This is a genomic window from uncultured Bradyrhizobium sp., assembly GCF_936928535.1.
In the GTDB taxonomy this organism is placed as follows: domain Bacteria; phylum Pseudomonadota; class Alphaproteobacteria; order Rhizobiales; family Xanthobacteraceae; genus Bradyrhizobium.
In genome coordinates, this window is sequence record NZ_CAKZHY010000059.1 from 36,026 (window position 1) to 56,698 (window position 20,673).

General features: G+C 64.4%; 21 protein-coding genes. 14 read left to right on the top strand and 7 right to left on the bottom strand.

What is annotated here, in order from left to right; translation table 11 throughout:
- Position 1 precedes the first annotated feature (1 nt).
- The 3 genes from rnr to Q0687_RS09170 are packed head-to-tail and all read left to right on the top strand — an operon-like array spanning position 2 to position 3,572.
- Complete coding sequence (rnr, locus tag Q0687_RS09160) at positions 2-2,356, top strand: ribonuclease R (protein ID WP_298874850.1); 2,355 nt, start codon at positions 2-4, stop codon at positions 2,354-2,356.
- Entirely contained in the window at positions 2,350-2,790 is a 441-nt protein-coding gene (locus Q0687_RS09165) for a DUF983 domain-containing protein (RefSeq protein WP_298874853.1), read from the top strand. Before rnr ends, Q0687_RS09165 begins: the two co-directional genes overlap by 7 nt.
- 32 nt (positions 2,791-2,822) lie before the next feature.
- Positions 2,823-3,572, top strand: a complete 750-nt coding sequence (locus Q0687_RS09170; RefSeq protein WP_298874856.1) for an NUDIX domain-containing protein — start codon at positions 2,823-2,825, stop codon at positions 3,570-3,572.
- Positions 3,573-3,601: 29 nt separating this feature from the next.
- On the opposite strand, the gene Q0687_RS09175 is transcribed toward Q0687_RS09170, so the two are convergent.
- Together Q0687_RS09175 and Q0687_RS09180 are read right to left on the bottom strand one after the other, a co-directional pair.
- Complete coding sequence (locus Q0687_RS09175; RefSeq protein ID WP_298874858.1) at positions 3,602-4,972, bottom strand: metallophosphoesterase; 1,371 nt, start codon at positions 4,970-4,972, stop codon at positions 3,602-3,604.
- A 66-nt stretch (positions 4,973-5,038) separates the two neighbouring features.
- Positions 5,039-5,581, bottom strand: a complete 543-nt coding sequence (locus tag Q0687_RS09180) for a hypothetical protein (RefSeq protein WP_298874861.1) — start codon at positions 5,579-5,581, stop codon at positions 5,039-5,041.
- Between the two features lie 224 nt (positions 5,582-5,805).
- Between Q0687_RS09180 and Q0687_RS09185 the strand changes: the two genes are divergently transcribed.
- From Q0687_RS09185 to Q0687_RS09195, 3 genes are all read left to right on the top strand, one after another.
- Positions 5,806-7,131, top strand: a complete 1,326-nt coding sequence (locus Q0687_RS09185; protein ID WP_298874988.1) for an LLM class flavin-dependent oxidoreductase — start codon at positions 5,806-5,808, stop codon at positions 7,129-7,131.
- Positions 7,132-7,255: 124 nt separating this feature from the next.
- A complete protein-coding gene (gene rpmG, locus Q0687_RS09190) occupies positions 7,256-7,423 on the top strand; it encodes a 50S ribosomal protein L33 (protein WP_057756569.1) in 168 nt (55 codons plus the stop codon).
- A gap of 312 nt (positions 7,424-7,735) precedes the next feature.
- Positions 7,736-9,583, top strand: a complete 1,848-nt coding sequence (locus Q0687_RS09195; protein WP_298874870.1) for a tetratricopeptide repeat protein — start codon at positions 7,736-7,738, stop codon at positions 9,581-9,583.
- A gap of 14 nt (positions 9,584-9,597) precedes the next feature.
- Here Q0687_RS09195 and Q0687_RS09200 read toward each other — a convergent pair whose 3' ends face one another.
- Complete coding sequence (locus Q0687_RS09200) at positions 9,598-10,836, bottom strand: MFS transporter (RefSeq protein WP_298874873.1); 1,239 nt, start codon at positions 10,834-10,836, stop codon at positions 9,598-9,600.
- A 131-nt stretch (positions 10,837-10,967) separates the two neighbouring features.
- Here Q0687_RS09200 and Q0687_RS09205 point away from each other — a divergent pair, with 131 nt between their 5' ends.
- Positions 10,968-11,576 carry a TetR/AcrR family transcriptional regulator gene (locus Q0687_RS09205; protein WP_298874878.1) on the top strand — a complete coding sequence of 203 codons (609 nt, stop codon included), beginning with the start codon at positions 10,968-10,970 and terminating at the stop codon, positions 11,574-11,576.
- Positions 11,577-11,736: 160 nt separating this feature from the next.
- Here Q0687_RS09205 and Q0687_RS09210 read toward each other — a convergent pair whose 3' ends face one another.
- Positions 11,737-13,110, bottom strand: a complete 1,374-nt coding sequence (locus Q0687_RS09210) for a PleD family two-component system response regulator (protein ID WP_298874881.1) — start codon at positions 13,108-13,110, stop codon at positions 11,737-11,739.
- 14 nt (positions 13,111-13,124) lie between these two features.
- A complete protein-coding gene (locus tag Q0687_RS09215) occupies positions 13,125-13,490 on the bottom strand; it encodes a response regulator (RefSeq protein WP_092220123.1) in 366 nt (121 codons plus the stop codon).
- A gap of 251 nt (positions 13,491-13,741) precedes the next feature.
- On the opposite strand from Q0687_RS09215, the gene Q0687_RS09220 reads away from it, so the two are divergent.
- The 3 genes from Q0687_RS09220 (at position 13,742) to Q0687_RS09230 (ending at position 15,964) form a co-directional block, all read left to right on the top strand.
- Positions 13,742-14,053 carry a DUF3572 domain-containing protein gene (locus Q0687_RS09220; protein ID WP_008130066.1) on the top strand — a complete coding sequence of 104 codons (312 nt, stop codon included), beginning with the start codon at positions 13,742-13,744 and terminating at the stop codon, positions 14,051-14,053.
- Positions 14,050-15,339 (top strand): DNA polymerase IV, encoded by a 1,290-nt coding sequence (locus Q0687_RS09225; RefSeq protein ID WP_298874896.1) that lies wholly within the window; start codon positions 14,050-14,052, stop codon positions 15,337-15,339. Before Q0687_RS09220 ends, Q0687_RS09225 begins: the two co-directional genes overlap by 4 nt.
- Before the next feature lie 199 nt (positions 15,340-15,538).
- Positions 15,539-15,964 carry an ACT domain-containing protein gene (locus Q0687_RS09230; protein WP_298874899.1) on the top strand — a complete coding sequence of 142 codons (426 nt, stop codon included), beginning with the start codon at positions 15,539-15,541 and terminating at the stop codon, positions 15,962-15,964.
- Between the two features lie 114 nt (positions 15,965-16,078).
- On the opposite strand, the gene Q0687_RS09235 is transcribed toward Q0687_RS09230, so the two are convergent.
- Together Q0687_RS09235 and Q0687_RS09240 are read right to left on the bottom strand one after the other, a co-directional pair.
- Positions 16,079-16,480: a RidA family protein gene (locus Q0687_RS09235; RefSeq protein WP_298874902.1), complete on the bottom strand. Its 402-nt coding sequence runs from the start codon at positions 16,478-16,480 to the stop codon at positions 16,079-16,081.
- Positions 16,481-16,551: 71 nt separating this feature from the next.
- Entirely contained in the window at positions 16,552-17,397 is an 846-nt protein-coding gene (locus Q0687_RS09240; protein WP_298874905.1) for a cell envelope integrity EipB family protein, read from the bottom strand.
- 251 nt (positions 17,398-17,648) lie between these two features.
- Between Q0687_RS09240 and Q0687_RS09245 the strand changes: the two genes are divergently transcribed.
- The 4 genes from Q0687_RS09245 to Q0687_RS09260 are packed head-to-tail and all read left to right on the top strand — an operon-like array spanning position 17,649 to position 20,646.
- Entirely contained in the window at positions 17,649-18,116 is a 468-nt protein-coding gene (locus Q0687_RS09245; RefSeq protein ID WP_298874908.1) for a RidA family protein, read from the top strand.
- Between the two features lie 10 nt (positions 18,117-18,126).
- Positions 18,127-18,873: a glycerophosphodiester phosphodiesterase gene (locus tag Q0687_RS09250; protein WP_298874911.1), complete on the top strand. Its 747-nt coding sequence runs from the start codon at positions 18,127-18,129 to the stop codon at positions 18,871-18,873.
- A 54-nt stretch (positions 18,874-18,927) separates the two neighbouring features.
- On the top strand, positions 18,928-20,169 hold the full coding sequence (locus Q0687_RS09255) for a GNAT family N-acetyltransferase (RefSeq protein ID WP_298874914.1): 1,242 nt from the start codon (positions 18,928-18,930) through the stop codon (positions 20,167-20,169).
- 48 nt (positions 20,170-20,217) lie between these two features.
- Positions 20,218-20,646 (top strand): HIT family protein, encoded by a 429-nt coding sequence (locus Q0687_RS09260; protein WP_298874916.1) that lies wholly within the window; start codon positions 20,218-20,220, stop codon positions 20,644-20,646.
- The last annotated feature ends 27 nt before the right edge of the window (positions 20,647-20,673 follow it).

The window sequence follows — 20,673 nt, forward strand, 5'->3', positions numbered from 1 at the left end:
AGTGAAACGCAAGAATGACCGTGGCTTTCCCGACCGGCAAGCCATCGTCGCCTTCATCAAGGCAAATCCAGGAAAGACCGGAACTCGCGACATTGCACGCGAGTTCGGCCTGAAGAACGCCGATCGCATCGAGCTCAAGCGCATTCTGCGCGAGCTCGCCGACGACGGCACCATCAAGAAAAAACGCCACACGGTCTCCGAGCCGGACAGCCTGCCGCCGACGCTGGTGGCTGACATCACGGGGCGCGACTCCGATGGCGAACTGATCGCCTCTCCCACCGAATGGGACGAGGTCGAGGGCGGCGAGCCGCCAAAAATCCGCATCCAGATGCCGCGCCGGCCGAAGCCCGGCACCGTCGCCGGCGTCCGCGACCGCGTGCTGTTGCGCGTCGAACGTAACGATGACACCGACGGGCCGGCCTATCGCGGCCACATCATCAAGGTCTTCGACAAGACCAAGACCCGCATCCTCGGCGTTTTCCGCGAGCTTCCCGAAGGCGGTGGACGGTTGATCCCGGTCGACAAGAAGTCGGCCGATCGCGAGTTGAACATTGCGGCGGCCGATACGCATGGCGCCCGAGATGGCGACCTCGTCAGTGTCGACATCGTCCGCACCCGCAGCTTTGGCTTGGCGTCCGGCCGCGTGAAAGAGAAGCTCGGGTCGGTCAAATCGGAGAAGGCGATCAGCCTGATCGCAATCTACGCCCACGATATCCCACTGCAATTCTCCTCTTCTGCCGAGCGCGAGGCGGAAGCGGCGGAGCCCGCCAATCTGAAGGGACGCGAGGATTGGCGCGATGTCCCGCTCGTCACCATCGATCCGCCTGATGCCAAGGATCACGACGACGCGGTGCATGCGCAGCCCGACGACGATCCCAACAACAAGGGTGGCTTCATCGTCGACGTCGCCATTGCCGATGTGAGCTTCTACGTGCGGCCGGGCACTGCGCTCGACCGCGACGCGCTCGATCGCGGCAACTCGGTCTATTTCCCCGACCGTGTCGTGCCGATGCTGCCCGAGCGCATCTCCAACAATCTCTGCTCGCTGGTGCCGGGCGAGCCGCGCGGCGCGCTCGCGGTGCGGATGATCATTGCGCCCGACGGCCGCAAGAAATCGCACAGCTTTCATCGCATCCTGATGCGCTCGGCCGCGAAGCTGAGCTACGCACAGGCACAGGCCGCGATCGATGGCCGGCCTGACGACACCACCGGCCCCATCCTCGATCCGATTCTGAGGCCGCTTTGGGCGGCCTACACGTGCGTCAAGCGCGCCCGCGACGAGCGCGATCCGCTCAATCTCGATCTGCCCGAGCGCAAGATCCTGCTCAAGAGCGACGGCACGGTCGACCGTGTCGTCGTGCCTGAGCGCCTCGATGCGCACAAGCTGATCGAGGAATTCATGATCCTCGCCAACGTCGCAGCGGCCGAGATGCTGGAGAAGAAATCGCTCCCGCTGATCTACCGCGTGCATGACGAGCCGACGCTGGAGAAGGTTCACGCGCTCTCGGAATTTCTGGAGACGCTCGACGTTCCCTTCACCAAATCGGGCGCGCTGCGCCCGACCTTATTCAACCGCGTGCTGGCCCAGCTCGAAGGCCACGACTATTACCCGCTGGTGAGCGAAGTCGTGCTGCGCGCCCAGGCGCAAGCCGAATACTCATCGGAAAACTACGGGCACTTCGGCCTGAACTTGCGCCGCTATGCGCATTTCACCTCGCCGATCCGCCGCTACGCCGACCTCGTCGTGCACCGTGCACTCGTCCGCGCGCTCGGGCTCGGCGAAGGCGCCCTGCCCGACAGCGAGACCGCGGAGACGTTAAGCGAAGTCGCAGCGCATATTTCGCTGACCGAGCGGCGCGCGATGAAGGCAGAACGGGAGACCGTCGACCGGCTGATCGCCCATCACCTCGCCGACCGCATCGGCGCAAGCTTCCAGGGCCGCGTCTCCGGCGTCACCCGTGCCGGCCTGTTCGTGAAGCTCTCCGAGACCGGCGCCGACGGATTGATCCCGATCCGATCCCTCGGCACGGAATATTTCAACTATGACGAGAGCCGGCACGCGCTGATCGGCACGCGCAGCGGCACCATGTACCAGCTCGGCGATATCGTTGACGTCCGCCTGATCGAAGCAGCGCCCGTCGCAGGCGCGCTGCGTTTCGAGCTGCTGTCGTCCGATAGCGCCACCGCGCCCCGCGACCGCCGGCGGCCCGGGCCGCAGCGCCGTCCCTCGTTCAAGGCGCATCCCGGCCGCAGCCCGGATAAAAAACGCAAGCCACCGAAGCCAAAATCCGGCAAAGCGAAGGGCAAGGGAAAGAATAAGGGCAAGAGCAAAGGCAAGAAGGGCAAGGCATGGTGACCATGAGCACGGCCCCAAAAATCTGGACGCGCGAGACCGGCCTCTTCGAGAAGCGCGACCTCTGGGCGGCGATGAAGCGCGGCTTTCGCGGCCGCTGTCCGCGCTGCGGCGAGGGAAAGCTGTTCCGCGCGTTCCTGAAAACCGCTGATCATTGTTCGGCTTGCGGCCTCGACTTCACGCCGCACCGCGCCGACGATCTGCCCGCCTATCTCGTCATCGTCATCGTCGGCCACGTCACGGTGCCTTCGATCCTCTGGATCGAGACCAATTACACGACGCCGGTCTGGCTCACCTTCGTAGCCTATCTGCCCTTCACCTTCTTTGCCTCGCTCGCCCTGCTTCAGCCGGTGAAGGGAGCTGTGGTCGGCTTGCAATGGGCTCTGCGCATGCACGGGTTTGACGACAACCCGCCGGATGGTATTCCGCCTGTGTAAGCACAATAAGCAAGAACAGTCTGGGTGAGGATATGAGCGATACGGCGCCGACGGCCGAGAAGGCGAAAGTCCACGATCAAAAGGAAGCCGACCACCATCCCTATTTCCGCCCGCGGGATGCGGCGACGCTGATCCTGGTCGATCGCAGCGGCTCCACTCCGAGAGTGCTGGTCGGCAAGCGCCACGACAAGGTCGTGTTCATGCCTGGCAAGTTCGTCTTCCCCGGCGGCCGCGTCGACAAGGACGATCATCGCGTGCCGGTCGCAGCGCCCATCACCGCCGAGCTCGAAGCCAATCTCGCCAAGGGCAGCCCGAAGACGCCGGCCTCGCGCGCCAAGTCGCTGGCGATCGCCGCGATCCGCGAGGCTTGCGAGGAAACCGGCCTCTGCCTCGGACGCAAGAATGAGGGCAAAACAAAACTCGAAGGGCCCTGGAAGCCGTTCGCCGATGCGGGCCTGTTGCCCGATCCCTCCAGCCTGTTCCTGATCGCCCGCGCGATCACCCCGCCCGGCCGCGTCAAGCGGTTCGACACGCGCTTCTTCACGGCCGATGCGTCCGCGATCACGCACCACGTCGAGGGCGTGATCCATGCGGATGCGGAGCTGGTCGAGCTCGTCTGGGTCGAGCTCGGCTCAAAGCCGCTCGCGGATCTGCATCCCATGACACGGAATGTGCTCAACGAGCTCGACACGCGTCTCGCCACCGGCCCCTTGCGCCACGATGCGCCGGTGCCGTTCTTCCATTTCTACGGCGGCAAGATGCAGAAGGATATTTTGAGCTGATCAGCGCGCCTCGTCGCCGGGCGCCGCCATCAATTCCGGTCTGACGCGATGAGCACGCTCAGCGCAGCGCCTCTGAAGGCACGGTCTTCGCGGCCTGCCTGTCCGTGGCCGATCGCCCAATGCCGGGGCCATGAAAGCTGCTCCAGCCCCTGCGCCGCCGCAGCGGTGAAGGACGACCAGCGCGCGGAGTCGTGACGGCGATACAGCAGACCGCCGGGGCCCATGTCCGGATAAACAGTGACGTCGATATCGAAACTCTCACCCGGCGGAAGATCCGGTCCGAACCAATAGGTCGGACTTCGTCCCGGCTGACGACCCACGATGGCCGTCAGGGTTTGCCGCGGTCCCCGAACGCCAAGCCAGAACGGTGCGAGCGAGCCGGGTTCGAAAGCCGTGACAATCGTCTGGGCCGTTGCGACGTCGGCCGCAGCACTTTGACCAACGAGCCTCAGCGCGATCCGTCGTCCGCTCTCCACATCTCCGCTGAAAGGCGCTTCGATATGACCGGGCTGTAATTCTCTCCACCCGCCGGGATCAGCATCGGGCAGCGGCCATTGCAGCCTCTCCCTGACGACGCCGTCGGTATCGAGCACCTGGTAGCGCAGGCCTTCGTCGTCGAGCGCGGCCTGAATGCAATGCAGATACTCGACGCCCTCGGGCATCCTGTGCGCCGTTCCCGCACCCGCCGTGCAGATCTGTAGGACACCGCGATGCGCCTGGACATCGAAGGCGAGGATGTGGCTGCACAGATAGCCCAGCACGTTTGCGTTGACGAGGATGTCCCAGAACGGGCGGGCGTATTCGTGGCCGATCTCGCGCTGATACGTCCCCGTAAAGCCGTTGATGGGAAACACCGGGTGATGGCCGAGGACGAGCTTGTGGCGGGCATCACCGTGCGCTCTGAGTGTCGCGTCCAGCCACGCGAGCTCGAGATGGCCCTCACCGCCGAGGCCGCTCCAGAGCGTGTTGACGAACACCATTAGGAGATCGCCACGCCGCACGAAATAAGACAGGCCGGCCTGTCCCGGCGGCCCATTGTCCGGCATATCAAGCACCTCGCGAAACACCGCCTCGCTCATCACGTCATAGGTCGTGTGGTTGCCGGTGGTGTGCCAGATCGGAATGGCCGCACGGTCGAGCCAGCCCATTTCCGTGTCCCACCAATATCGCCACTGCGCACGCAGAGCGTCCGGATCAGGCGTCAGTCCGATGATCTCGTCGCCGGGAAAGAGAATGAAGTCAGGCTGCGGCCTCAGTCGCTGTACGACGGCATTCACCGAGGCAAAGGTCTTTTCGTGGAGGGCGCCAGGCACGCCCGAGCAGGAATCGCCGTACAACAGAAACTGGTGGCCCTCGCCGCGCGGCAGCAGCGCGGGAATGAAATCATTTGCAGAGATCATGGCCTATCATCGCGGTGTCCGGCCGCGACAATGGCAACTTCCTGGAGGGGGCGCAACCAGCCTTGATCAGTCCGCGTCAGGCTCGGTGCCGACATAGTCGCGCGCCGGCAGGTTCAGGACACGGCCGATTTCGCTCGCGAGCCTGTCCGCCTCTTCGCGCCTCGTAAAACTCTGAAGCATGATCGGCTCGGTGCCCTTGCTGCCGCAGAGATTGACGTCGTAGGTCGTCAATTCAGGATCGAAATCGTCGGTGATGCTGATGAAGTGATAATCGGCGAGATCGCGCGACTTGCGAAAGTTCAGCGGCCCGAACTGCCTGGTGACGACGATCTGGCGCAGCGTCTCGTTGAGCACGACGAAGGTGCGGAAGGTCAGCAGGATCAGGCCGGGAACGCCGATGAGCAGCCCGAGGCCGGAAAACACCAGCACCGGCACGAGATCGTCGGCAAGCCTGCCGAAGCCGGAAAAATCCTGGCGCAGGCCGAGCGCGACATTCCAGAGCAGATAGCCGCTGGCCGCCAAGAGCGGCAGCGACAGCAGCCGGCCGAACCACGGCATCGGCCGGTCGATCCGGACGATGCTGCCATCTGCGGTCATTGCGCTGGCCATTGAAGTCTCCTCACGGGGTCTTGGCTTGGTCGGCGTGGGCCGCGGGATGGTTCGATTGCCTTCTCCCTGTCATTCCGGGCTCGCCGCTTAGCGGCACCTCTCAATGACGGAAACGTGCTGAGCCTGTCGCTAAAAACAAAAAATTCTTCCCTGCCCTGCCAATGGCGGAGTTCCCCGGCGTGCCTATGTCTCTGCGAACGACATCAGGAACGGACCAGGGCGCGATGGCACAACGGCAACTCAAGCTTGGCGCGTTCATGCGCCCGATCAGCATCCACACCGGCGCCTGGCGCTATCCCGGGGCCTGGCCCGACGCCAATTTCAACTTTGGCCACATCAAGCAGCTGATCCAGAAGCTCGAGGCCGGCAAGTTCGACGCCTTCTTCATGGCCGATCACCTCGCCGTCTTGAACATGCCGGTCAATGCGCTCAAGCGCAGCCACACTGTGACCTCGTTCGAGCCGTTCACGCTGCTGTCGGCGCTCTCGGCCGTCACCGAACGCATCGGCCTGATCGCGACCGGCTCGACCACCTTCGACGAGCCCTATCACGTCGCGCGCCGCTTCGCCTCGCTCGACCATCTCAGCGGCGGCCGTGCGGGGTGGAACATCGTCACCACCTCGAACCCGGACGCGGCGCTGAATTTCGGGCTCGATGACCACATGGAGCACGCCGAGCGCTACAAGCGCGCCCGCGAGTTCTATGACGTCGTCACCGGCCTCTGGGATTCCTTCGCCGACGATGCCTTCGTGCGCGACGTCGAAAGCGGCCTGTTCTTCGATCCCGGGAAGATGCACGTGCTCGATCACCAGGGCAAATATCTGAAGGTGCGCGGCCCGCTCAACATCGCCCGCCCCGTGCAGGGCTGGCCCGTGATCGTGCAGGCCGGCGCCTCGGAGGACGGCAGGCAGCTCGCTGCGGAGACCGCGGAAGCCGTCTTCACCGGCGGCGGCCCCCTCGCCGACGGCCAAAAACTCTATGCCGACATCAAGGGCCGCATGGAGAAGGTCGGCCGCGACCCTGACCACCTCAAGATCCTGCCCGGCGCCTTCGTCGTGGTCGGCGACAGCGTCGATGAGGCCAAGGAGAAGCGCGCCCTGCTCGACAGCCGCGTGCATTACGACAGCGCCATCGCCTCGCTGTCCGTCATCCTCGGCACCGATGCCTCTGGCTTCGATCCGGACGGGCAACTGCCTGAGATTCCCGAAACCAACGCCAGCAAGAGCGGCCGCCAGCGCATGGTCGACCTTGCCAGGCGCGACAAGCTCACCGTGCGCCAGCTCGCCCAGCGCGTCGGCGGTTACGGCGGGCTGTCCTTCGTCGGCACGGCCAAGACCATCGCCGACCAGATGGAGGAATGGCTGGTCGGGCGCGGCTCCGACGGCTTCAACATCATGTTCCCGTTCCTGCCCGCGGGCCTTGACGATTTCGTCGATAAGGTCGTCCCGGAGCTGCAGAAGCGCGGGATTTTCCGCAAGGAGTATGAAGGGGTCACTTTGAGGGAGAATCTGGGCCTTCCCCGGCCGAAAAACCGCTTCTTCGAGGCGTAATCGGGCCGATTTGAGTGGTTTTCCCGCCCTAAAACCTTGACATCAGGCGGTTTCTGGCTAGGTTGCCGGCCAACGCGGGCCGTTTGGCCGGCTCCAGATTCCCCTGATTTCTGAGGTTCAGAACATGGCCAAAGCGGTCACCATCAAGGTCAAGCTCGTGTCCTCGGCCGACACCGGCTTCTACTACGTCGCCAAGAAGAATTCGCGCACCATGACCGACAAGCTGGTCAAGAAGAAGTACGACCCGGTCGCGCGCAAGCACGTCGAATTCAAGGAAGCCAAGATCAAGTAAGATCGCGGCACACGCTAAAGACTCTTGCGGGGCCCTTGCGGGCCCCGTTTTCGTTCTGGTGGTCCGTCACCCTGAGGTGCTCGCGTCTTCGGCGAGCCTCGAAGGGCGACGGCCCGGCTGCATCGGCGACGGTGGCCGTTCGTCCTTCGAGGCTCCGCATGGGACGCCTCGCGTCCCATGCCTCGCACCTCAGGATGACGGAGCGATATCGAGTCACCGCCGCCGAACCATCAGCCTCACGCAATCCTGGCGTGGTTAGAAGGACGAGCCTCGCTGCCTTCAATCGCGAGGCTGCATCACGTCCAGCCGTCCATGAATCGCAGAGAGCGCCGGGCCGTCGCGGCCAGACAATCCGGAAAGGTGACGCCGGCAGCGCTGTGCCAGGCCGGATTTGCGCATTTTCAATCCGGACGCATCGCCGAGGCGGAGCTGTCTTGCCAGCAGGCGTTGACGCTCGACGAGCGACACCCGGATGCCCTCCATCTGCTGGGCGTGCTCTGTTTTCACGCGCAGCAGCCTGACGCCGCCGTGGAATGGATCGGACGCGCAATCCAGCACGCACCAAAGGCCGAGTACCTCCTCAGCCTCGCCACGGTGCTGGAGCGGCAGGGTCGGCTCGACGAGGCACAGCAACATTACAGCCGGGCCCTCGCCCTCAAGCCTGACGATGCCGGCCTGTGGAATCACATTGGCAATTTGCTCTGGCAGCTCGATCGCAAGGAGGAGGCCGCACAGCATTTGCAGCAGGCCCTCAAGCTCAATCCGCGCTATTGGGAAGCCGCGCATAATGGCGGCATGCTGCTGCTCGAACTCTCCAGGCATGCGGAAGCGATCGCGCGCTTCGACGTCGCCGAGACGCTGAAGCCGACCGCGGCGCTGTATCAGATGCGCGCCGTCTGCCTCTCCAATGTGAACCGCTTCGAGGACGCGCAGGCCGATTACGAAAAATCCCTCGCGCTGGATCCTGCTCTCGCCGAGACGCACAACAATCTCGGCCTCCTGCATTGGCGATTTGGCCGGCTGGAGCAGGCCTTTGCCTGTTTCGACCGCGCCCTTGCCCTCTGCCCAGATTTCCACGCCGTGCTCAACAACAAGGCCGTGGTCCTGCTGCATCTGCAGATGCTGGATGAGGCGTTCGCGACCTTGCACGGATCGCTCGCGGCTGCCCCCGACGATGCGCAGACGCTGTTCTATCTGGCGACGCTTCAGTTGCTGACAGGCGATTTCGACCGCGGCTGGCTCGCGCGAGAAGCGCGCTGGCGACTTCCCTCCGTTGGTCTTGTCGATCGCGGCTTTTCACAGCCGCTGTGGCGCGGCGACCAGCCGCTCGAAGGCAAGACCATCCTGCTGCACTCCGACGAGGGTCTCGGCGATGCAATCCAGTTCGCGCGTTACGTGCCTATGGTGGCCGCGCTCGGAGCGAAGGTGATCCTGGAGGTCGAGCCGCCGATCCGGCAGATCCTTGGCGGCATCGCCGGTGTCGCAGAGTGTAGCAGCCGATCCTCGACGCCGGCATTCGACCTGCATTGCCCTCTCGGCACGCTGCCACTGGCGTTCGGCACGCGGCTCGATACGATCCCGCTCGCGCAAGGCTATGTTCCCGCGCCACCACCGGCGCGCGTGAAAGAGTGGGAGCAACGGCTCGGCCCCCACACCCGCCTCCGCGTCGGTCTGGTCTGGGCCGGCAATCCCGATCACAAGAACGACCACAACAGGTCGATAGCGCTGCGCACGCTGGCGCCGCTGCTGGATTGCGATGTGCAGTTCGTCTCCTTGCAAAAAGGCGTCCGGGATCAAGACAAGGCCTACCTCGGCGAACGCGGCGACATCGTCGACCTCACGCAACACCTGACGGATTTCAGCGAGACAGCAGCGCTGATCTCCTGCCTCGACCTCGTGATCTCCGTCGACACCAGCGTCGCCCACCTCGCCGGCGCGCTCGGCGCGCCCGTCTGGACGCTGCTGCCCTTCAATCCGGACTGGCGCTGGCTGCTCAATCGCGATGACAGCCCGTGGTATCAGTCGATGCGGCTGTTCAGGCAACCGATGCGAGGCGATTGGAGCAGCGTGGTAGACGAGGTCCGCGTCGTGCTTGAGGGACACGTCGTGGCGCGGCGATCAAGGCACGATGAGGCTTCATTCCTGAAGCCGAATCGCTGACCTCACGCCCTGCCCTACGCCGTCCGCAACACCGGCGCCGGCGGCTGCGACGGCCTCACAAGCGCAAACGCGACCTGGATGATGCCGCCAGCCAAGCCCAGCGCCACGCCGATGCGCCAAGCCATGCTGTACGAGCCGAGTGCGTCGTAGATCAGCCCGCCTCCATAGGCGCCGAGGAAGCTGCCGATCTGGTGGCTCATGAAGGCGAGGCCCTGGATCATGGCCTGCCAGCGCAGGCCGAACATCTCGGCGACCGCGCCTGCGACCAGCGGACCGACGCCCATCCAGAGGAAGCCCATGATGGCGCCGAACAGCAGCGTCGAGAACGGCGTCGCCGGCAGCATGAAATACCAGGCAAGCGCGAGCGAGCGCAGGATGTAGATGCCGCCCAGCAGCGCCAGCTTGTTCCAGCGCTGGCCGGCCCAGCCGAAGAACAGCGAGCCCAGCACGTTGAAGCCGCCGATCATGCCGAGCGTCTGCGCGCTCAGCATCGGGTCGAGGCCGCAGATCGCGAGATACGACGGCAGATGCGTGGTGAGGAACACCAGCTGCATGCCGCAGACAAGATAGGCGCAGGTCATCACCACGAAGGAGGCGTTGCCGAATGCGGACTTCGCGACGGATGCCGCCGTGGCATCGCCGATGTCATCGGCGGCGGGCTTCGGCAACGGGACGGCGTCGACGCGGCCGGCATACCAGGCGGCGGGGATCATCAGCACCGACATGACGACGAAGCCGGCAAGCCCGATGCGCCAGCCGAAGCCCTCGTTGAGCATCTGTCCGATCGGCGCCGACAGCAGCGCGCCGAGCGAGCCCGCGCCGGAGACGATGCCGAGCACGGTGGAGCGCACGGTTGCAGGCACCGCGCGCGCCGCCACCGACATTGCGATCGCGGCCGCGGTGCAGGCGAGCGACGTGCCGATCAGCACGCCGGCGCCGATCATGATGCCGACGAGGCCGTTCGCGGTCGTCATCAGAATGAGGCCAACGATGTACATCAGCGCGCCGACGATCATGATCGGGCGGAAGCCGTAGCGCACGGTCATCGCGCCGGCGAGCGGCTGGAGAAAGCCCCAGGCGAGGTTCTGCACGGCCAGCGCCAGCGTGAAATCCGACACCGAGAGGTGGATGTCGTGCGTCAGCGGCTGCATGAAGATCCCGAGCGATTGCCGCAGCCCCATGCTCAGCGTCAGCATGATCGAGGCACCGATCAGGATCGGCAAGGTCGGACGCAGGACCTGCAACAGGGGCATTGTTGTTCTCCCTCATGGGCGCGGCACGCGCGCCGGCATCTGCAAAGTCAGTTGATTTTGATTACACAGACCTGTGTAATTAGTCTATAAGAGGCCGGCGCTGTCAAGCGAACCAGGACGCATCACGACGCATGGCTCCCCCGCCCGCCCCACAGACGATGAAAGAGCGGATTCTCGAGACCGCCGACAAGCTGTTCTATCTGCAAGGCATTCGCGCCATCGGCGTCGACACCATCGCGGCCGAGATCGGCATCTCCAAACGCACGCTCTACAACCACTTCCCGTCCAAGGACACGCTGATAACAGCCTATCTCGAGCGCCGCTTCGTCCATGCCCGCCCCTCCGACAAGCCGCCGGCCGAGCAGATCCTCGGCACCTTCGATTCGCTGGAGCGGCGTTTCTCGGCCAAGGACTTTCGCGGCTGCCCGTTCGTCAATGCGGTCGCCGAGCTCGGGCCCACAGACCGCGCCGTGAAGAAGATCGCCATCGCCTTCAAGGAAAGCCGCCGCGTCTGGTTTCGCGAGCGGCTGACCGAGCTCGGCGTTACGGAAGCCGATGCGCTCGCAACGCAGCTCGCGCTGCTGGTCGACGGCTCGATCGCGCAGGACCTGGTGCGTGACGATCCTGCGATGGCACGCGCGGCGAAAGAAGCCGCGAAGGTGCTGCTGCGGAATGCGGGGGTGGATGTGGGTGGCGATATTGCGGCGAAGCCAGTGAAGAACAAGCGGCCGCCACAATAACAGCCGTCGTCCCGGCGGAGGCCGGGACCCATACGCCGCAGCAACAGTTTTGCGAAGACTCGGAGTTATCGGCTCGCTCCACAACCCCTCCCTCGGGTTATGGGTCCCGGCCTCCGCCGGGACGGCATCGAGGATGAAGCGCCATCAGCGCCGCCTCACCTCACGCCGCCTGCGACACCACACGATTGCGCCCGTCGTGCTTGGCGCGGTAGAGCGCCGTGTCGGCGCGCTTGAGGACGTCGGCGACCGGCTCGCCCTTCTGCTCCAGCGTGGTGAGCCCGATCGAGATCGTGACCTCGACGCGCTTGGTGCCCTTGTGGACGGCGAACGGCTCGCCGGCGATCGAGCGGCGCAGGCGCTCGGCGACCATGCTGGCGACGTGCAGGTCGGTCTCCGGCATCACGATGACGAACTCCTCGCCGCCGTAGCGGCACGCGAGATCGATTCCGCGGATCGACTTGCGCACGCGCACCGCGAATTCGCGCAGCACGTCGTCGCCGCCGTCATGGCCAAAATTGTCGTTGATCGACTTGAAATAGTCGATGTCCAAAATCATCAGCGCGAGCGGCTTGCCGCGCGTGGAAGCCTGCTCGGCGAGCGTTGCCAGATGGCTCTCCATGTAGCGACGATTATGCAGGCCGGTGAGCGCGTCGGTGATCGCCATCTCGATCGAGTTCTGCACGTTGTCGCGCAGATGATCGGTGTAGCGGCGGCGGCGGATCTGGGTGCGGGCGCGCGCCAAAAGCTCGGTCTTGTCGACCGGGCGCAGCAGATAATCGTTGACGCCGATCTCGAGGCCGCGAAGCAGCCGGGTGGAATTCTCGGCTTCTGCGATCGCCAGGATCGGCACATGACGCGTGCGCTCCAGCGAACGGGCCTGGCTGCACAGGCGGAGGCCGTCGAAATTGTTCAGGTCGAGCGAGACGATCAGGAGATCGTAATTGCCCTCGGCCGCATGGAACAGCGCTTCGGTCGGATTGGGCTCGACGTCGACGGTGTGCTCGGCGGCAAGGATCGTCGCCAGCCGCTCATAGGAGGACTCGCGGTCGTCGACGAGCAGGATGCGGCCGCCCTTGCCGGTGTCCGCCACGGCGCTGCGCTCGGGCGCCTGCATGCCGATCTCGAGCGAGGTGATGGCGCGCATGCGCAGCTCGTCGGTCATCATCTTCAGCCGGGTCAGCGAACGCACCCGCGCGATCAGCACGACATCGGAGACGGGCTTGGTGAGGAAGTCATCGGCGCCGGCCTCGAGGCCGCGGTTGCGGTCGGCGGGGCTGTCGAGCGCGGTGACCATCACGACGGGAATGTGGTGCGTGGCCGGGTCGGTCTTGAGACGGCGGCAGACTTCGAAGCCGTCCATGTCGGGCATCATCACGTCGAGCAGGATGATGTCGCACTCGGCGCGGCGGGCCAGCGCCAGCGCCTCGGTGCCGTTCGAAGCCGTCATCACGTCGAAATATTCGGCCGAGAGGCGAGCCTCCAACAGCTTGACGTTGGCGGGAACGTCATCGACGACAAGGATACGCGCGGACACTGTGAACTCACTTCCTATCCGATAAAACGCCGGACCGTCTCTATGAATTTGCCGACCGAGATCGGCTTGGACAAATAGGCTTCGCAGCCGCCCTCGCGGATGCGCTCTTCGTCACCCTTCATCGCGAAGGCCGTGACCGCGACGACGGGAATGGCGCGCAGCTCCGGATCGTCCTTGATCCAGCGCGTCACCTCGAGCCCCGAGACCTGCGGCAATTGGATATCCATCAGCACCAGGTCGGGCCGGATCTTGCGGACGAGGTCGAGCGCCTCGTAGCCGTTGCTGGTGCCTGAGGTCTGGTAGCCGTGGGCTTCCAACAGGTCGCGGAAGAGCTTCATGTTGAGCTCGTTGTCTTCCACGATCAGGACGGTCTTAGCCATCCCGCCCTCCTGTTTGGTCCCAAAGACCGATGCATGTGACGCCTCAGGCGCCGCTTTCCGGCGCTTCGAAAACTGGATTCAAACTAGCCTCAGATTCGCTTGAGTTTCGTTAAACCCGAGGGGCCACTTTCTGCGATGTGGTTTCCAGTTGCTTGTCTGGGCCAGCAAGACTCAACGCCAAGACTCAGTCCTGAGACTCGGGCATAGTCCAAAGTAGACACCGAAAGTTAACGGAAAGGCAAACCGGCCCTTTGAAAAAGCCTGTTCACAACCCCCGCGAAGTCGCTGAAATCGTTGCGATTCAGGCGCTCTCCTTCGTCGCCGGCGATCCTGAAAGGCTGGGCCTGTTTCTGGCCGAGACAGGGGTCGGACCGGAGACGCTCCGGAACGCCGCCTCGGACCCGAATTTCCTGCTCAGCGTGCTCGATTTCGTGCTGCGCGATGACGACACCGTGAAGGCCTTTGCCAAGGCCTCGGAGCTGCATCCGACCAACGTTGCCGCGGCGCGGCAGGTGCTGGGCGATGCGCTCGGCGACCGGACCTGGGAGCGCGACGTGCCGTGACCGCCCCTGATACGGCCGGGCCCCGCTGCTTCTGCCGGGATTGTCTGGCCGATCTGGATATGGGAGGGCGGCGCTGTTCCGCCTGCGGCTCCCCTCGCCTCGTCCGCCACCGCGCGCTGGCGGGGCTCACAATCGCCCATATCGACTGCGACGCCTTCTATGCGACGGTGGAGAAGCGCGACAATCCTGACATCGCCGACAAGCCTGTGATCATCGGCGGCGGAAAACGCGGCGTGGTGTCGGCCGCCTGCTACATCGCGCGCACCTATGGCGTGCGCTCGGCGATGCCGATGTTCAAGGCGTTGGAGGCCTGTCCGCACGCGACCGTGATCCCGCCTGATATGGCGAAGTATGTCCGCGTCGGCCGCGAGGTGCGCCAGGCCATGCAGGCGCTGACGCCGCTGGTCGAACCGCTCTCGATCGACGAGGCCTTTCTCGATCTCTCCGGCACCGAGCGGGTGCACGGCATGATCCCCGCAAAAGTGCTGGCGCGCTTTGCCCGCGAGGTCGAGCGCGACGTCGGCATATCAGTCTCGGTCGGCCTGTCCTGCAACAAGTTCCTGGCCAAGATCGCCTCTGATCTCGACAAGCCGCGCGGCTTTGCCGCGCTGGATCAGGACGAGGCGCGCATGATGCTTGCAGAAAAACCGGTCGGCTTCATTTTTGGCGTTGGCCCCGCAACGCAAGAACGTCTCATGCAGCGCGGCTTCCGCATCATCGCCGATTTGCAAAAGGCCGACGAGATCGAGCTGATGCGACAGTTTCCGAGCGAGGGCCGCCGGCTGTGGCGGCTCGCGCGCGGCATCGACGATCGCCACGTCGAGGCCGATCGCGGCGCCAAGACGATTTCGAGCGAGACGACGTTCGAAACGGATATTCGCGATTTCGCGTCGCTGGAGAAGATCCTGTGGCAGCTATGCGAGAAAACGTCGTCCCGGCTCAAAAGCAGCGAGCTTGCCGGCTCGACCATCACGCTGAAGCTGAAGACGGCCGATTTCCGTCAGCGCACCCGCTCACAGTCGATCCACGCACCGACGCAGCTTGCAGCAAAGATCTTCTCGATCTGCCGCGAGATGCTCGCCAAGGAAATCGATGGCACCGCCTTCCGCCTGATGGGCGCCGGCGTCAGCGCGTTGCGCGACGGCTCCCCCGCCGACGACACCGACATGCTCGACCGTCGCGCCGCGCATGCCGAGCGCGCGGTGGACAGTCTGCGCAAGAAGTTCGGCAGCGCCGCCGTGATCCGCGGCATCGCCTATGACGGCCCGGAGAAGGCGCAGGAGTGAATCTGGCGGCACGGCATTGTTCATTCCGTCATCCTGAGGTGCGAGTGGCGCGATGCAAAGCATCGCGCCGGGAGCCTCGAAGGATGCACGGCCGAGCTTCCAGCCGGGCCGTTCGCCCTTCGAGGCCTTCGCTGCGCTTCGGCGCCTCAGGGTGACGGGGATAGACTTTTGTCGCTGAAAACCAAGGCAGGAAATGACCGTGACAGGAGAACGCGATCTCAACGTCCTGCTGAAGCAAATGAAGCCGGAGCTGCGGCCAGGCATCTTCGTGTTCTGCACCATCCCGGCAGATGCAAACATTCCCGCGGCCCTCAACCCGCTGTTGACGTTCCGCGAGCAGGAAGGGACGACGCTGGTCATCCTGCGCGAGGAAGCCGAAGCGGCCGGACTGAGCTACGCATTTCCCTCTCGCCTGATCACGTTGACGGTTCATTCCGCGCTCGACGCCGTAGGTTTCCTGGCAGCCATCACCGCGCGTCTCGCCAAGGCCGGCATCAGCGCGAATGCCGTGTCGGCCTTCCATCACGATCATCTCTTCGTGCCCGTCGATCGCGCCGACGAGGCGATGGCAGCGCTGTCGGAGCTATCCCTCTCGCCGCCTTCGCAAGATGCCAGCATGGCATAATGCCACTGTTTTGCCCGACGGAGCAAACGAAATTCGCAAAATACGAAATCGCTGTGCATTTCTACTGTGCATGGGGTTGTTTTGCGGTTTTGGCGGGAGCGCCGGTCTGCGATCTCAATCCGCGACCGCGATCGCCTCGATCTCGATCAGCCATTCCGGCGCGGCCAGCGCGGAGACGCCGACGAGTGTCGAGGCTGGCGGCTCCATGCCCTCGAAGAAGGCCGAGCGGGCCTTGCCGATGATCGGGCGCAGCTCCGGCTTGTAGCCGACGACGAAGGTCGTGATCTTGACGATGTTGGCGTAGCTGGCGCCGGCCGCCTTCAGGGCGTGGCCGAGATTCTGCATCACCTGCGTCGTCTGCGCGGCGATATCGCCCTCGCCGACAATGCGTCCCTCTTCATCTGTCGACACCTGGCCGGAGATGTAGATCGTTCGCGCGCCGGAGGCGGTGACGACGTGGGAATAAGCGGGGTTGTGGTGCAGGCCGCTGGGGCGGAGATGATCGAGCTTGGGCATGATGTCGCTCCCGGAGTTTGTGGTTGGAAGGGAGCGTAACCGGAGATGGCGTTGAGGGCTAGTGTCGCCGCTCAATTGCAGGGCTTGCTGTCCTTGACGTCGAACTTGCCCATCGCGCCGGAGATCACAAAATCGTTGTAATCGAGCACGAGCTGGCGGGACACGCCGTTCTCGTAAAGCTCGAACGACATCGCATAGACGGGCGTCTGCTCGCCCTCCTTCTGCGGGACGTCGCGGTCGAAATAGCTGACGGTCACCGGCCAGCGCATCAGCGATTTCATGTGCTCGTCCGATGTCGACGGATCAGGCGATGCGGCGCGGTCGGCGGGGATCGGCTGACCGATCACGGTCAGCGTGTTGTAAACCTTCTGGCCATCGTCGGAGCCGTCATAGACGGAGAGCTCGAGCAGCGATTTGCCGTCCTTGGCGGCTGCGATGATCCGCTGGATCTGCTCGGTCGGGAACACGATCTTGCCGTCGAGGGTGAAATTCTTCGGCGCCGGCAATTTCAGCTTGACGTTGATGTGGTCGCCGTCGCGCTCCGCCGAGCCGTCGACGAGGCCGGCCTCGGTCTCGTTCATCCGCGTCTCGATCTTGAAGCGATAGCTCTTGCCCGCGGCGTCCTCCCAGGAATTGGAGCGGAGGTCGCTCAGCGTGATCTTGCCCTCGCCGCTGTCGAGCTCGGAGACCTGGCGGAATTCGGACGTGTAGCCCTCGCAAGCGCTGCCGGCGAAATTGTAGAGGATGCGGCCTCGCGCGCTATTGATGGAATTGGAGCGCGATTTGACCAGGCTGAGATCATAGAGCGCCTGGTGCGGGAGGAACGGACCGTTCGCCGCATGCGCCGCGCCACCGGCGCCGATAGCGGCCGCCGCGAGCGCCATCACACCGAGTGAAGTCCGGAAAAGGTGCACCATATCTATTCCCTGGGGACGCGCAGATTCGACACTTTAATGACCGTTCCATTGCGTCGCAACTGCGGCGGTTTCACGTAAATTTGCGCCTCTGCGCCGAACCTCCTGACCTTCCTCCGGAAAACGCGATCCGCCCGGTCTGGCGCGGCCAAATCGCCTTGCTTGCATGTGTCGGCACGATGGGCGAAACAGGGCACAGCCGGCTGCTCCCGAATGCGCCGGACGGACGCGTTTTCAGACATTGAGGTTGAGACATGGCAGGCACGGTCGAGCAGAAACTGGCGGAACAGGGTATCAAGCTGCACGAGGCCCCCTCTCCCGTGGCCAATTACGTTCCGTTCGTCCGGACCGGCAATTTGCTGTTCGTCTCCGGCCAGGTCTGCTTCGATCCCTCAGGCAAGCTGATCGCGAAGGGCAAGCTCGGCGCCGGCGTCTCGATCGAGCAAGGCGCTGCAGCCGCGCGCGGCTGTGCCGTCAATCTGCTCGCGCAGGTCAAGGCCGCGCTCGGCGATCTCGACAAGGTCGTGCGCGTGGTGCGCCTCGGCGGCTTCATCAACTCGGCGCCGGACTTCCTGGACGGACCGAAGGTGCTGAACGGCGCCTCCGACCTGATGGTCGCAGCCTTTGGTGACAAGGGCCGCCACGCCCGCACCACCGTCGGCGTTGCCTCGCTGCCCGCGGATGCGGCGGTCGAGGTCGAAGGCGTGTTCGAGGTCGCCTGAGGTTAGCATCGTGCGTGCTCCGGAATGGCTGACAGCCCGGCCGGTCGCCCATCGCGGCCTACATGACATCTCGCGTGGCATCGTCGAGAACATGCCGGGCGCGGTACGGGCCGCGATCGCAGGCAATTTCGCGATCGAGGTAGACATTCAACTGTCCGCGGACGGCGAGGCCATGGTGCATCACGACCATGCGCTCGGCCGCCTGACCGACGCCACCGGCCCGGTGGTGGCGAAGACCGCAGCCGAACTGAAGGCCATCACGTTCAAGGACACGCCCGAGCGGATGATGTCACTCGGCGACCTCTGCGCCATGGTCGCCGGCCGGGTGCCGCTGGTGATCGAGGTGAAGAGCCATTTTGACGGCGACCGCAAGCTGGTGAAGCGGATGGCCGAGGTGCTGGCGTCCTATCAGGGCCAGGCGGTCGGCATGTCCTTCGACCCTGATCAGGTGCTGGCGCTGCGCGAGCTGCTGCCCTCCCGCCCGCGCGGCATCGTCGCACAGCGCAGCTATGAGGACGAATACTGGACCTATCTGACGCAGCAGCAGCGCGACAGCATGCTGTACCTGCGCCACGGCTTCCAGACCCAGCCGCATTTCGTCGCCTTCAAGGTCGATCACCTGCCGGCGCCCGCCCCCTGGATCGCCCGCAATATCTTCGGCTGCGCCCTGCTCGGCTGGACGGTGCGGACGGCCGAGCAGCGGACACGGGTCGGGCAATATGCCGATCAGATGATCTTCGAGGGCTTCTTGCCATAGGCTTGATGGTCCCGACCCTTGAAGTCGCTGCTGCAATGAACGATCTTGGCTGCAATGGCATCATCCGAAGTTACGCTCGAGGCCGTCCCGTCCATTGGCGAAGTCTCGCCGGAGGATTGGGACGCCTGCGCCAATCCCGGCAGGGCCTGCAATGGGCACCATTTGGGAACCTCATCCGGGCTTCCAGGCGATTCGCTTGGCCTGTTAAAGCCCGCCTATAACCCATTCGTCTCGCACGCCTTTCTTTCCGCCGTCGAAAAATCGGGTTCGGCCACGATTCGCACCGGCTGGGGACCACGACACCTCGTGGCCAAGGTCGACGGCCGCGTCGCCGGCGTCGTCCCCTGCTATCTGAAATCGCACAGCCAAGGCGAATACGTCTTCGACCGCGGTTGGGCGGATGCCTATGAGCGCGCCGGCGGACGCTATTACCCGAAGCTTCAGGTCTCTGTTCCCTTCACACCGGCCACAGGGCCGAGGCTGCTGGTGCGCGACGGCGTCGACCACGAGCGCATCACGGAAGCGTTGGCCAGCGGCCTGGTGGCGTTGTGCGGCGTCAGCAAGGCGTCCTCGGTGCACGTCACCTTCGCCCGCGAGGCCGAGTGGAAGCTGCTCGCCCAGCACGGCTTCCTCCAGCGCACCGACCAGCAGTTCCACTGGCGCAACGAGGGTTTTGCCACTTTCGACGACTTCCTGGCGACGCTGAACTCACGCCACCGCAAATCGATCAAGCGCGAGCGGCGCGATGCGCTCGCGGCCGGCATCACCATCCACTGGCTCACCGGCAAGGACATCACCGAGGATGCCTGGGACGCCTTCTTCATGTTCTACATGGAGACGGGTTCGCGCAAATGGGGCCGCCCCTATCTCACCCGCGAATTCTTCTCGCTGATCGGCGAGACCATGAGCCAGGATGTGCTGCTCGTGATGGCCCGCCGCAACGACCGATGGATCGCGGGCGCGATCAACTTCATCGGCTCGGACACGCTGTTCGGCCGCAACTGGGGCGCAGTCGAGCATCATCCGTTCCTGCATTTCGAGGTCTGCTACTATCAGGCGATCGATTTTGCCATCAAACATGGGCTCACGCATGTCGAGGCCGGCGCGCAAGGCGAGCACAAGATCGCGCGCGGCTACCTGCCGCGGACGACACATTCAGCCCATTTCATCGCCGACCCTGGATTGCGCCGCGCTATCGACGATTACCTCAAGCGCGAGCGCGCCTATGTCGCGGAGGCCGGACGGGAGCTCGCCGAGCTCGGCCCGTTCCGGAAGGGCATCGACGAGGCGCCTTGACGCGCACGCAGGGCTGGTGACAGTAAGCGCAAAATCTTGGAGCCCGCCATGACCGCTTATGACCCGAACAATATCTTTGCAAAGATCCTGCGCGGCGAGTTTTCCTGTCACAAGGTCTACGATGACGAGCACGTCTTCGCCTTCCTCGACATCATGCCGCGCGTTCCGGGCCACACGCTGGTGATTCCGAAGGCCCCTGCCCGCAACATCCTCGACATCAAGGCCGACGACTATGCCCACGTCGCCCGCGGCGCGCACAAGATCGCTGGTGCGGCGATGAAGGCGTTCAAAGCCGACGGCATCACCGTGCAGCAGTTCAACGAAGCTGCCGGCGGACAGGTAGTGTTTCATCTCCACATGCACGTGATGCCGCGCCACGATGGCGTAGCAATGCTTCCGCCCGCGAGCCGCAAGGAAGACGTCAAGGTGCTGGAAGAGAACGCGGCCAAGCTGATCGCGGCGCTGAAGGGAGGTTAGGTCTCGCCACTCGTCATTACGAGCGCA